The organism is Duganella radicis (genome assembly GCF_009720825.1).
Taxonomy (GTDB): Bacteria; Pseudomonadota; Gammaproteobacteria; order Burkholderiales; family Burkholderiaceae_D; genus Rugamonas; species Rugamonas radicis.
Genome location: NZ_WNKY01000008.1, coordinates 67,387 through 79,288, shown reverse-complemented (window position 1 = coordinate 79,288; position 11,902 = coordinate 67,387). Strand labels below are relative to the sequence as shown.

General features: G+C 65.6%; 12 protein-coding genes and 1 pseudogene. 9 read left to right on the top strand and 4 right to left on the bottom strand.

Going from position 1 to position 11,902, the window contains the following annotated elements; genetic code table 11:
- Positions 1-3 precede the first annotated feature (3 nt).
- Together GM676_RS10030 and GM676_RS10025 are read right to left on the bottom strand one after the other, a co-directional pair.
- Positions 4-972: a tripartite tricarboxylate transporter substrate binding protein gene (locus GM676_RS10030; RefSeq protein WP_155463397.1), complete on the bottom strand. Its 969-nt coding sequence runs from the start codon at positions 970-972 to the stop codon at positions 4-6.
- Positions 973-980: 8 nt separating this feature from the next.
- Complete coding sequence (locus GM676_RS10025) at positions 981-2,042, bottom strand: porin (RefSeq protein ID WP_155463396.1); 1,062 nt, start codon at positions 2,040-2,042, stop codon at positions 981-983.
- 194 nt (positions 2,043-2,236) lie between these two features.
- Between GM676_RS10025 and GM676_RS10020 the strand changes: the two genes are divergently transcribed.
- From GM676_RS10020 to GM676_RS09985, 9 genes and pseudogenes are all read left to right on the top strand, one after another.
- Entirely contained in the window at positions 2,237-2,956 is a 720-nt protein-coding gene (locus tag GM676_RS10020; RefSeq protein ID WP_155463395.1) for a response regulator, read from the top strand.
- A 5-nt stretch (positions 2,957-2,961) separates the two neighbouring features.
- Positions 2,962-4,416 (top strand): sensor histidine kinase, encoded by a 1,455-nt coding sequence (locus tag GM676_RS10015; protein ID WP_155463394.1) that lies wholly within the window; start codon positions 2,962-2,964, stop codon positions 4,414-4,416.
- A 31-nt stretch (positions 4,417-4,447) separates the two neighbouring features.
- Positions 4,448-4,720, top strand: a complete 273-nt coding sequence (locus GM676_RS32930; RefSeq protein WP_371866187.1) for a nucleotidyltransferase substrate binding protein — start codon at positions 4,448-4,450, stop codon at positions 4,718-4,720.
- Positions 4,617-4,862: pseudogene (locus GM676_RS31550) on the top strand (nucleotidyltransferase domain-containing protein); the annotation flags it as partial. The gene GM676_RS32930 and the pseudogene GM676_RS31550, both read left to right, overlap by 104 nt.
- Positions 4,859-5,206, top strand: a complete 348-nt coding sequence (locus tag GM676_RS10005) for a ribonuclease E inhibitor RraB (RefSeq protein ID WP_155463393.1) — start codon at positions 4,859-4,861, stop codon at positions 5,204-5,206. The pseudogene GM676_RS31550 and the gene GM676_RS10005, both read left to right, overlap by 4 nt.
- Positions 5,207-5,275: 69 nt before the next feature.
- A complete protein-coding gene (locus GM676_RS10000; RefSeq protein WP_155463392.1) occupies positions 5,276-6,706 on the top strand; it encodes a sensor histidine kinase in 1,431 nt (476 codons plus the stop codon).
- Positions 6,696-7,259: a hypothetical protein gene (locus GM676_RS09995; protein ID WP_170304275.1), complete on the top strand. Its 564-nt coding sequence runs from the start codon at positions 6,696-6,698 to the stop codon at positions 7,257-7,259. Before GM676_RS10000 ends, GM676_RS09995 begins: the two co-directional genes overlap by 11 nt.
- Positions 7,256-8,656 (top strand): sigma 54-interacting transcriptional regulator, encoded by a 1,401-nt coding sequence (locus tag GM676_RS09990; protein WP_155463391.1) that lies wholly within the window; start codon positions 7,256-7,258, stop codon positions 8,654-8,656. Before GM676_RS09995 ends, GM676_RS09990 begins: the two co-directional genes overlap by 4 nt.
- Positions 8,657-8,863: 207 nt before the next feature.
- Positions 8,864-9,190, top strand: coding sequence for a BON domain-containing protein (locus GM676_RS09985; RefSeq protein WP_155463390.1), 327 nt, complete (start codon positions 8,864-8,866; stop codon positions 9,188-9,190).
- 106 nt (positions 9,191-9,296) lie between these two features.
- Here GM676_RS09985 and GM676_RS09980 read toward each other — a convergent pair whose 3' ends face one another.
- Both GM676_RS09980 and GM676_RS09975 read right to left on the bottom strand, forming a co-directional pair.
- Positions 9,297-10,619, bottom strand: a complete 1,323-nt coding sequence (locus GM676_RS09980) for a homoserine dehydrogenase (RefSeq protein ID WP_155463389.1) — start codon at positions 10,617-10,619, stop codon at positions 9,297-9,299.
- A 22-nt stretch (positions 10,620-10,641) separates the two neighbouring features.
- A complete protein-coding gene (locus GM676_RS09975) occupies positions 10,642-11,874 on the bottom strand; it encodes a pyridoxal phosphate-dependent aminotransferase (RefSeq protein ID WP_155463388.1) in 1,233 nt (410 codons plus the stop codon).
- Between the last annotated feature and the right edge of the window lie 28 nt (positions 11,875-11,902).

The following is an 11,902-nucleotide window of genomic DNA, read 5'->3' as shown; positions in this document are numbered from 1 at the left end:
TGTTTAGCGCACCAGTCCCAGTTCGGCGGCGCGCCTGCCGTAGTCGTCCACGGCTTTCTTGACATAGGCCGCCAGCGCATCGCCGGTCAGCCCGAAGGGATATAAACCAGATGCGGCACGCATCTGCGCAAACTGCGGGCTGGCCAGCACCCGGTCGAAGGCCGACACCCACTGCCGGTAATCGGCATCCGACACGTTGGGCCCCATCCACACACCGCGGATGATGGGCCACACCACATCGAAGCCCTGCTCGCGCGCGGTCGGCACATTGGCCAGCACGCCGGGCAGGCGCTGCTCGGACAGCACCGCCAGCACGCGGGTGTTGCCGCTGGCGGCGTACAGCGTGGCTTCGCTGGCGTCGCCTGACACCACGTGCACAAAGTTGGCGTGCATGGCGGTGAAAGCCTCGCCGCCGCCCTCCAGCGCGACGAAACGCAGCGCCTTCGGATCGATGCCGGCGCTGCGCGACAGCAGCGCCATCTTCAGCCAGTCCTGGCTGCCGATGGTGCCGGACACGCCGATCAGCACCTTTTCCGGATTCGACTTCAAGGTCACCACCAGCTCGCGCAGCGTCTTGTAAGGCGAATCGGCGCGCACCGCGATCATGCCGTAGTCCGCGCCCAATGCCGCCACCCAGCGCACATCCGACGATTTCACCTTGCCGAACTTGCCCTGCGCGAGATTCAGCAACGAGCCGCCGGAAAACGCCACCAGCGTATTCGGCTCGGTGCGGCGGCGCTGCACCAGCGAGTGCCACGCCACCGCGCCGATCCCGCCCGGCAGATAGCTGATGTGCATGTCCGACGGCGGCGGATTCGGCGTATCGTGCAAGCCTGCCAGACCTTTCTGCGCCAGCTTGCAGGTCAGGTCCATCGCGCCGCCCGGTTTGGACGGCACGATGCACTCCAGTCCCGCCGCCTGGGCCGCCGCACCGAACAGCAGTGCGCAGATGAGTGCCAGCAGGGCTTTCATCGCCAGTCTCAGTAGCGGTGCTGCATGCCGATGGTCAGGCCGTGCTGGCTGGTGCCAAAGCCGGCGTCGTCACGCGACAGGCCGGTGAGCTGGCCGTTCTTTGCCTTGGCGTAGGCCGCCGTCACATGCAGGTCGGTGCGCTTGGACAGCGCGTAGCGGTAGCGCGCCACGTACATGGTCGGATCGGCGTCCTTGCCGGCGGCGACGTTCTTGACGTTGACGTGGTAGACCGCGCCGGTCAGGGTGGTGGCGCCGGTCTTGTAGGCCACGCCAGCCCAGGTGGTGGTGGCGTCGACGTCGGCGGTCAGCGCCTTGCCGGCCACCAGCTTGTAGTCGCGCAGCACGGCCCACATTTTCCACGGACCGGTTTCGTAGTTGCCGCCGATGTGCCAGACGGTGTTCTTGTCACGGTTGCCGGTGGCGGCCACAGTGTTGCCGTTGTTGCGCTCCCAGGTCGCCATCACGTTGGCGTCGCCAAATTTGTAGACGGTGCTGAAACCGGTCTTGGCGCTGTCCTGGGTGCCGGTGGTCTGCTCGCCGGCGGCGTAGTTGGCGCCGACCTTCCAGTCGCCGAAGGTGCCGGCGTACTTGATGATGTTGTCGTACTGGGTGGTGAAGCCGTATTTGCTTGGGCCGGTGGCCGGACCGGAGGTGGCCCACGAGTAGAACGGCGCAAAGCCCATCGGATCGAAGGCGATCACGGTGTCGTACACGGTGGTGAAGGAGCGGCCGACCACCACGCGGCCGTAGGCGCCTTCCAGGCCGACGGTGGCCTGGCGCTTGAACAGCGCGCCGTCCTGGGCGCCGGTGTCCATCAGGATGCCGCCCTCCAGGTTGAAGACGGCTTTCAGGCCGCCGCCCAGGTCTTCGCTGCCGCGCAGGCCCCAGCGCGAGGTGTTCATGCCGCCGGAGATCACGCGGGTCATGCTGCCGCCGGTTGGGGTCTGGTTGTTGGCGGTTTCCATGCCCATGTCCAGCAGGCCGTAGACCTGCACGTTGGATTGAGCCTGGGCGCCACCGGCGGCCGCAAACAATGCCAGGACCGCGAGGGCCAGGGAGGATTTCTTCATGAGTTGTCTCCAGATATAGTTTTATGTGTGCCTGATTTCTCAATCAGTGCTGCCACTATAGGAGCGTCAATCTTTCAATTGCCTTTCAGTGTCGCCGGATCGCCACATTCGCCGGCGGCTCTTCCTTTTTGGCGGCCGGCGGCCCATGATGCAGTCCTTACCCTGCACTTATTTGAACGAACTGGCAAGTCCTCATGCGCATACTGTTAGTTGAAGACCACACTGAATTGCAGCACTGGCTGGCCAAGGCCCTGCGCGACGCCCATCTGACGGTGGAATGCGCCGATAACGGCGCCGATGCCGACGCCCTGCTGCACACCCAGGATTACGCGCTGGTGATCCTCGACCTGACCTTGCCGCGCATGGACGGGCTGGATGTGCTCAAGCGCCTGCGCGCCCGCGGCGGCGCGCGCGCCAAGACGCCGGTGCTGATCCTGACCGCGCGCGGCGGGCTGGAGGACCGCGTGCAGGGCCTGAATCTGGGCGCCGACGATTATCTGGCCAAGCCGTTCGAGCTAGCGGAGCTGGAGGCGCGCGTCAAGGCATTGCTGCGCCGCAGCGTAGGCAACGAGGCGCTGGTGCACAACTGCGGCGCGCTCAGTTTCGACACCGTGACCCGCATGTTCAGCTACGCCGGCAATCCGCTGGCCCTGACGCCGCGCGAGCACGCGGTGCTGGAAACGCTGATCACCCGCAGCGGCCGCGCCGTCTCCAAGGAAAAACTGTTCGATGAAGTGTTCTCGCTGGGCGACGACGCCGGCATCGACGCCATCGACCTGTACATCCACCGCGTGCGCAAGAAGCTCGACATCCCCGGCCCGGACGCCGCCGTCATCACCACGCTGCGCGGCATCGGTTACCTGCTGCAACCGCGCAGCGCCGTCGGCGCCCCCGCCACGCCGGGCGGCGCCTGACCGCCATGCCGCTGCTGCCCGCACTCGCCCGCCGTCTCGGCCCCGGCGCCACGCTGGGCAGCCTGCGCGGACAGCTGCTGCGCTGGCTGCTCGGGCCCCTGCTGGTGCTGGTGGCGCTGAACACCATCTCGGTCTACCACAACGCGCTGGACGCCGCCGACACGGCCTACGACCGCTCGCTGCTGGCCTCCACCCGCGCGCTGGCCGAACGCGTCTCGGTGGTCGACGGCAAGGTGGTGGCCGACGTGCCCTACGTGGCGCTGGACAGTTTCGAGACCGACACCCTGGGCCGCATCTACTACAAAGTCACCGGCATCGCCGGCGAAACCGTGTCCGGCTACGCCGACCTGCCGCCGGTACCGGCCAACGTGCCGCGCTCGGAAGCCTATCCGGCGCTGGTGCGCTTCTACCACGCCAACTACAACGGCCAGCCGGTGCGCATCGCCGCCCTGCTGCAACCGGTGTACGACGATTCGATGCGCGGCATCGCGCTGATCCAGGTGGGCGAAACGCTGGAGGCGCGGCGCGTGCTGTCCAACCAGATCCTGTTCGACACCCTGGTATGGCAAGCGCTGTTGCTGGCGGCCGTGGGGTTGCTGGTGTGGTTCGCGGTGCGGCTGGTGCTGCGGCCGCTGATGCAGCTGAAAACCGCCGTCGAAACGCGCGGCCCGAACGACGCCTCCGACGTCGACCCGACGCTGGTGCACAAGGAAGTGCGTCCGCTGGTGGCAGCCCTGAACAGCTCGCGCCTGCGCATGCACATGCTGATCAACAGCCAGCGCCGCTTCATCGCCGACGCCTCGCACCAACTGCGCACGCCGCTGACCGTGCTGAAAACCCAGGCCGAACTGGCGCTGCGCGAGTGCGGCAAGGCCGACACCGATCCGGCCGCGCTGCGCGAAATCGCCGTCAGCATCGTCGCCACCACCGACTCCACCGTCAATCTGGCCAACCGCCTGCTGACACTGGCGCGCATCGAACACCGCAGCGACGACAGCGGCGAGCCGGTCTCCCTGCGCGGCCTGGCGCGCCAGGTCGGGCTGGAACTGGCGGTGGCGGCGGTGGCGAAGAACATCGACCTGTCGCTGGAGGCCGAACAGGAAGGCATGGTGCAAGGCCAGTCCCTGCTGCTGCACGAGTTGCTGGCCAACCTGGTCGACAACGCCCTGCGCTACACGCCGGCCGGCGGCAGCGTCATCCTGCGCGTGCGCGAAGCGGCCGACAGCGTGCTGCTGGAGGTGGAAGACAGCGGCCCCGGCATCGCCACGGCGGAGCGCGAACGGGTGTTCGCGCCCTTCTACCGCGCCGCCGCCACACTGGAACGCAACCCGGGCGGCCACGGCCTGGGCCTCGCCATCGTGCGCGACATCGCCACCCTGCACAACGCCGCCATCACCCTGGACGACGCCGCCAGCGGCAGCGGCCTGAAAGTCAGCATCGCCTTCCACGCGGTAAAATAGCACCATCATGGGCGAGCACCATATCCGTTGACTGCAACGACTGTCGAACTATCGGCTGGCATTGGCACAGCTAAGGAAATTCATCGACAAAGACCAGTTGAACGAGCTTGAGCAGCAAGGCATGATCAAAGCGTTCGAATTCACCCACGAGCTGGCGTGGAACGTGATGAAGGACTACCTGCACCTTTCCGCAGGTCGAGCAGGCCATCCTGCACGGCTCCCGCGCTCGCGGCAATTTCCGTCCCGGCTCGGATATCGACCTCTGCCTGGATGGTACCGGCCTGACCGTGTCGCTATTGTTTAAAATAGAGCATGCGCTGGATGAACTGCTCCTTCCCTACAAGGTCGACCTGCTCATCCGAGATCAAATTGACAATCCAGAACTGCTAGCCCAGATTGAGCAACTGGGTGTCCGCATCTATTGCCGCTCAAGGAATACATCATGATTACCAAAGAAGAAATGGTCACGCTGTTTGCGGACATGAAACAAAACGCGCCGTGGGATATCACCAAGCCGCTGTTGTGGGGGTACTTCTTCGCCGATGCCGACAAGGCCAGGCTGGAGGGCGCGGTGCCGGCCTTGCAGGCCAAGGGCTATCAGTTCGTCGGCATCTACGACTCCCAGCCGGAAGCCGGCAACCCGGCGCTGTGGTGGCTGCACATTGAAAAAGTCGAAAAGCACACAGTCGACACCCTGCACGCCCGCAACCAGGAATTCTACAAGTTCGCCGAGGAACACCAGCTCGAATCCTACGACGGCATGGATGTCGGCCCGGCCGGGCAAGCCTAGGTCAATCGAACGCGGGGCTAGCGCTATTTGATCATATGATACAAATAGCGTAACTTTTCCTCAACCCGCATGCTCTCGAAACTCTCGTTTCGCCAGTTGCTGCTGGGCGTCTTCCTGTTGATTGCCGTGCTGCTGAGCGCCGCCTCGCTGCATGCCCTGTGGACCCTCGACCGCCTGGCCGCCCACAGCCGCGACAGCGGACGCCACGCGCTGGCGCTCACCGAAAACACCCAGCAACTGGCCGAGCGCAGCGTCGCCATGACGCGCAGCGCCCGCCAGTACCTGGTGCTGGACGATCCCGCCTTCCGCAAACGCTATGCCGACGCCTGGCGCGACGCCCGGTTGTCGCTGGACGCCGTGGCCGCCGCCCTGCCCTACACGCCGGAGGCGCTGTTCACCCGCTGGCGCCAGTCCGGCGACATGGCCTGGGATATCCTGCAGGCGCCGTCGCGCCCGCCCGGCGCGCGCACGGCGCGCCAGCAGGCGCTGGAAAAAGTGCTGGCGCCGCTGCCCGAGGTCAACCAGCAGCTGGCCGACGAGGTCAAGCAGGAGGTGGAACGCCGCAACGCCGAGCTGCTGGCCGAGCTGGACCAGCGGCGCGCGGTGCTGAAGGCGCAGGTGATCGGCTCCATCATCCTGGCCGCCGCGCTGGCCTCCGGCTTCGGCCTGTGGCTGTCGCGCCCGCTGGCGCAGATCGAGCAAGCCATCGACACGCTGGGCGAGAGCCGCTACGACCAGGTGATCGCGGTGCGCGGCCCCAACGACTTGCAGCGGGTCGGCCAGCAACTGAACTGGCTGCGCCAGCGCCTGGCCGAGCTGGAGGCCGACAAGGCGCGTTTCCTGCGCCACATCTCGCACGAACTGAAAACCCCGCTGGCCGCCCTGCGCGAAGGCGTGGCCCTGCTGGAGGACGGCGTGGCCGGCGCGCTGTCGCCCGACCAGCGCGAGATCGCCGGCATCCTCAACCAGAACACCGCCGCCCTGCAATCGCAGATCGAGGCCCTGCTGCGCTACAACGCCGCCACCTTCGACGCCCAGCACCTGCAACGCCAGACGATCGACCTCGGCGGCCTGCTGGAAAAGGCCATCGACAGCCAGCGCCTGCAATGGCAGGCGGCGCGCCTGACCGTGGTCAGCGAGGGCAAGGCGCGGCCGATCGCGGTCGACGCCGACAAGCTGGCCATCGCGCTGGGCAACCTGCTGTCGAACGCCGTGCGCTTCAGCCCCGCCGGCGGGTTGATCGGCTTCCGCCTCGGCGAGCTGAACGGCAAGCTGCTGCTGGAATGCGCCGACCAGGGTCCGGGCGTGGCGCCGGAGGACGCCGCCCGCATCTTCGAACCGTTTTACCAGGGCCAGCGCCAGCCGCCCGGCGCGCGCCGCGGCAACGGCATCGGCCTGTCCATCGTGCATGAATACGTGGCCGCGCATGGCGGCGTCCTGAAACTCCTGCCCTCCGAACGGGGCGCCCATTTCCGCATTGAACTGCCTTATGAACACTAAGCACCTTCCCCTGCTGCTGGCCTGCCTGATGCTGGCGGCCTGCACCCTGAACTCGCCGCTGCCGGACGACCCGGCGCCGGCGCCCGCGCCGCCGCCGGTGGTGCAGGTGGTGATGCCGCCGGCCGCGCCGCCGGACGAGATCGGCCCGCTGCTCAGCTATCACCAGGCGCTGCGGCGCATGAGCCAGGGCGAGCTGGTCAAGGAATTGAGCGGCCTCGGCCTGCAACAGCGCAGCCCGCGCGTGGCGCTCCAGATGGGCATGGCGCTGATGCTGACGCGTGGCGGCGGCGACCTGGCGCGCGCCCAGACCCTGCTCGACAGCGTGGCCACCTCGGCCGAGGTGGAGGCGGCGCCGTTCCGGCCGCTGGCGCAGCTGCTGTCGGCCAATTGCGCCGAGATGCGCCGCTGGTACGACCACGCCGACAAGCTGGCCGTGCAGCAAAAGGAAAGCCAGCGCCGCATCGATCAGCTGAATGACATGCTGGAAGGCCTGAAGGCCATCGAACGCACCCTGCCGGCCCGGCCGGCGCCCGGACCACAGGTGACCAAATGAGCGCGACAACAGGACAAGGCGCCCACCTACTGCTGGTGGACGACGACGACGACCTGCTGCGCCTGCTTTCCATGCGGCTCAGCGCCAACGGCTACCGGGTCACCGCGGTCGGCAGCGCCGAGGCGGCGCTGGCGCGGCTGTCGATCGAACTGCCGCGGCTGGTGATCAGCGACATCCGCCTGCCGGACCGCGACGGCATGGCGCTGTTCCAGGAAATCCGCCGCAGCTACCCGGCGCTGCCGGTGATCCTGCTGACCGCGCACGGCACCATACCGGACGCGGTGGAAGCCACCACCCTCGGCGCCTACGCCTACCTGACCAAGCCGTTCGACGCCAAGGTGCTGCTGGAGCGCATCGCCCAGGCGCTCAGCCTGGCCGCCCCGGCCGCGCGTGCCAGCGAGGCCGGCGAGGCATGGCGCAGCGCCATCATCAGCCGCAGCCAGTGCATGGATGAATTGCTGGCCGAGGCGCGGCTGGTGGCCGCCTCCGACGCCAGCATCCTGATCCGCGGCGAAAGCGGCACCGGCAAGGAGTTGCTGGCACAAGCCATCCACCGCGCCAGCCGGCGCGCGCAGGCGCCCTTCATCGCCGTCAATTGCGGCGCGATCCCGGAGGCGCTGCTGGAGTCGGAACTGTTCGGCCACGTCAAGGGCGCCTATACCGGCGCCGTCACCAGCCGCGAAGGCTTGCTGCAAGCGGCCGACGGCGGCACCCTGTTCCTCGACGAGATCGGCGACATGCCGCTGTTGCTGCAAGTAAAGCTGCTGCGCGTGCTGCAAGAGCGCGTGGTGCGCCAGCTCGGTTCGGACGTGGCGCGGCCGGTGGACGTGCGCATCCTGTCCGCCACCCACCGCGACCTCGACGCCGCCATGCACGAGGGCCAGTTCCGCGAAGACCTGTATTACCGCCTGAACGTCATCACCCTCACCCTGCCGCCGCTGGCGCAGCGGCGCGAGGATATCGCGCCGCTGGCCACGCAATTCCTGCAAACGCTGGCCGCCAAGTACGGCAAGACCGTGCGCGGCTTCGCGCCCGACGCCCTGGAAGCGCTGACCACCTCGGCCTGGCCCGGCAATGTGCGCCAGCTGTACAACGCGGTCGAGCATGTCTGCGCGCTGGCCACCTCGCCGCTGGTGCCCTTGTCGCTGGTGCAGCGCGCCTTGCGCGTGCCGTCGCTGGAGGTGCTCAGCTACACCGAGGCGCGCCAGCGCTTCGAGCGCAACTACCTGGTGCAACTGCTGAAACTCACGGATGGCAACGTGGCCGACGCCGCCCGCCTGGCCGAGCGCAACCGCACGGAATTCTATCGCCTGCTGCAAAAGCATAATCTGGACGCCAGCATGTTCCGCGCCGATGTCGCCAGCGAGCGACAAGACGACGCCCTTAAAAATCAATAACTTGGCGCGAAACGGCGGGCAGGTGTCGCCGTTTCCCGACAAATTCCCGGCAATATGGCCGAAAACTTCACGATGTCGTGATTTCCCATTAGAAAAATATATCCAAGTCTTTGAATTTAAAGTAAAAATAAGAGCTGGCACGGGGTTTGCAAAGAGTTGGGTACGTCCCAGACGTTTTATCCTCAAACTCGATAAAGGAAGCAAATCATGATGACTAACAAACTGATCGCCCGCCTGATGGTTGCCGCTGCCCTGGGCGCCGCTGCCGTGACCGGCACCGCCTATGCGCAACAGGAAGGCGCACTGGCTGGCGCAGCCAAAACCGGCACCGCTACCAATGACGAGGCTATTACCAGCAAGATCAAGGCTTCGCTGGCTGATCAAAAACAGATTGGCGTCACCACGGCCGATGGCGTGGTCACGCTGAGCGGCACCGTGGCCAACACCGACATCGGCACCAAGGCTATCCAGGTGGCGTCGGCAGTGCCAGGTGTGAAGGAAGTAAAAAGCGAACTGACCGTCGCTTCGAAGTAAGCGGTACCCGCTGTAGAAGTATCCCGGGCGTTAATAGGAGTAACTGCCCGTAACCCCTTTTTCCCGGACAGTGTGCGTAGACACTGTCCGGTTTTTTTTTGTGGGTTTAGCTCAGGTTTTCCAGACGGATCTTGGTGACGCTGCCGCACACCGTCGACAGCCCTTCCATCTTGGCGATGGCCGCCGTCACCTGCTTCTCCTGGGTCTGGTGGGTCAGGAAGATGATGTCGGTGCGGGTCTCGCCGTCGGCCGGCTCCTTTTGCAGCATGGCGTCGATCGAGATGCCGGCGTCGGCCAGGATGCGGGTCAGGTCGGCCAGCACGCCCGGCTGGTCGCTCACGTTCATGCGCAGGTAGTAGCTGGTGGTCACTTCCGACATCGGCAGGATTTCGATATCGGTCAGCTCGTTCGGCTGGAACGCCAGGTGCGGCACGCGGTGCTCGGCATCGGCGGTGGCCAGGCGGGTGATGTCGACCAGGTCGGCAATCACGGCCGAGGCGGTCGGCTCGGCGCCGGCGCCCTTGCCGTAGTACAGCGTGGCGCCGACGGCGTCGCCCTGCACCAGCACCGCGTTCATGGCGCCTTCCACGTTGGCGATCAGGCGCCTGGAGGGAATCAGGGTCGGATGCACGCGCAGCTCCACGCCTTCCTTGCCGTTGACCTTGGCGCGCTTGGCGATGCCCAGCAGCTTGATGCGGTAGCCCAGCTGTTCAGCATACTTGATGTCCACCGCGGCCAGCTTGGAAATGCCTTCCACGTGGGCCTTGTCGAACTGCACCGGAATGCCGAAGGCGATCGCGGCCAGGATGGTGGCCTTGTGCGCCGCGTCCACGCCTTCGATGTCGAAGGTCGGGTCGGCCTCGGCGTAGCCCAGTTCCTGCGCCTGCTTGAGCACGGTGGCGAAGTCCAGGCCCTTGTCGCGCATCTCGGACAGGATGAAGTTGGTGGTGCCGTTGATGATGCCGGCCAGCCAGTCGATGCGGTTGGCGGTCAGGCCTTCGCGCAGCGCCTTGATGATCGGGATGCCGCCGGCCACGGCCGCCTCGAACGCCACCATCACGCCCTTGGCCTGGGCGGCGGCGAAGATTTCATTGCCATGCACGGCCAGCAGCGCCTTGTTGGCGGTGACCACGTGCTTGCCGTTCTCAATCGCCTTCAGCACCAGCTCGCGCGCCTGGTCGTAGCCGCCGATCAGCTCGACGACGATCTCGATGTCCGGGTTGTTGACGATGTCCATCGGGTTGGCCACCACGGCCACCTTGCCGCCGGTGCGCGTCCTGGCGCGCTCCAGGTTGCGGGCCGAGACCGCCACCACCTCGATGCTGCGGCCGGCGCGGCGGCGGATTTCTTCCTGATTACGTGCCAGCACGTCGAACGTACCACCGCCGACATTGCCGACGCCTAACAAGCCTACTTTGATTGGTTTCATAATGTGTTTCCAGAGATCTGACTTAGAAGCTGGCGCCGTGACGCTTGCGGTAGCTTTCCATGAATTTGGCCATGCGGCCGAAGGCTTCCACCATATCGTCCGAGTTCGGCAAGAACACGACGCGGAAGTGATCCGGCGCGATCCAGTTGAAGCCGCTCCCCTGGACGATCAGCACTTTGGTTTCGGCCAGCAGCTCATAGGCAAACTGCTGGTCATCCGCGATCGGATAGATCTTCGGATCGAGACGCGGGAACATGTACAGCGCCGCTTTCGGCTTGACACAAGTGACGCCCGGAATCTCGGTCAGCAGCTTGTAGGCCAGATCGCGTTGCTTCAACAGGCGCCCGCCCGGGCCCACCAGGTCGTCGATCGACTGGTAGCCGCCGAGCGCAGTCTGGATCGCAAACTGCCCCGGTGCGTTGGCGCACAAGCGCATCGAGGCCAGCATGTTGAGACCCTCGATGTAATCTTTTGCGTGCGATTTTTCGCCCGACACCACCATCCAGCCGGAACGGTAGCCGCAGGCGCGGTAATTTTTCGACAGGCCGTTGAAGGTCACGAACAGCACGTCGTCCGCCAGCGAGGCGATCGACACGTGCTGGGCGCCGTCGTACAGCACCTTGTCGTAGATTTCATCGGCGTAGATGATCAGCTGATGCTGGCGCGCCAGCTCGACGATTTGCAGCAGCAGCTCGACCGGGTACAGCGCGCCGGTCGGGTTGTTGGGGTTGATCACCACGATGGCGCGCGTGTTCGGCGTGATCTTGCCGCGCATGTCCTCGATGTCCGGGAACCAGTCCTGCTGCTCGTCGCAGACGTAATGCACCGGCTTGCCGCCCGACAGCGACACCGCCGCCGTCCACAGCGGATAGTCGGGCGCCGGCACCAACACCTCGTCGCCGTTGTTGAGCAGCGCGTTCATCGACATCACGATCAGTTCCGAGGCGCCATTGCCAAGGTAGATATCGTCGATGTTGACGCCGCGGATATTCTTGCCCTGGGTGTAGTGCATCACCGCCTTGCGCGGCGCGAACATGCCCTTGGAATCGGTGTAGCCGGCCGCGTTGGACAGGTTGATCTTCATGTCCTGCACGATCTCGTCCGGCGGATCGAAGCCGAACACGGCCAAGTTGCCGATGTTCAACTTCGTGATCTTGTGGCCCTCTTCCTCCATTTGCCGGGCTTTTTCCGGCACCGGGCCGCGGATCTCGTAGCAGACTTCCGCCAGTTTGTTCGATTTTTGAATCGGTCGCAAAATAAAATCCTGTTTATGTAAGGCAAAC

What these genes read in the sequence shown, in the direction of transcription:
- GM676_RS10025 (WP_155463396.1), bottom strand. Translation starts at nt 2,042, where the DNA reads ATGAAGAAATCCTCCCTGGCCCTCGCGGTCCTGGCATTGTTTGCGGCC.
- GM676_RS09990 (WP_155463391.1), top strand. Translation starts at nt 7,256, where the DNA reads ATGAGCGCGACAACAGGACAAGGCGCCCACCTACTGCTGGTGGACGAC.
- GM676_RS10030 (WP_155463397.1), bottom strand. Translation starts at nt 972, where the DNA reads ATGAAAGCCCTGCTGGCACTCATCTGCGCACTGCTGTTCGGTGCGGCG.
- GM676_RS09995 (WP_170304275.1), top strand. Translation starts at nt 6,696, where the DNA reads ATGAACACTAAGCACCTTCCCCTGCTGCTGGCCTGCCTGATGCTGGCG.
- GM676_RS10015 (WP_155463394.1), top strand. Translation starts at nt 2,962, where the DNA reads ATGCCGCTGCTGCCCGCACTCGCCCGCCGTCTCGGCCCCGGCGCCACG.
- GM676_RS10020 (WP_155463395.1), top strand. Translation starts at nt 2,237, where the DNA reads ATGCGCATACTGTTAGTTGAAGACCACACTGAATTGCAGCACTGGCTG.
- GM676_RS10005 (WP_155463393.1), top strand. Translation starts at nt 4,859, where the DNA reads ATGATTACCAAAGAAGAAATGGTCACGCTGTTTGCGGACATGAAACAA.
- GM676_RS09980 (WP_155463389.1), bottom strand. Translation starts at nt 10,619, where the DNA reads ATGAAACCAATCAAAGTAGGCTTGTTAGGCGTCGGCAATGTCGGCGGT.
- GM676_RS09985 (WP_155463390.1), top strand. Translation starts at nt 8,864, where the DNA reads ATGATGACTAACAAACTGATCGCCCGCCTGATGGTTGCCGCTGCCCTG.
- GM676_RS10000 (WP_155463392.1), top strand. Translation starts at nt 5,276, where the DNA reads ATGCTCTCGAAACTCTCGTTTCGCCAGTTGCTGCTGGGCGTCTTCCTG.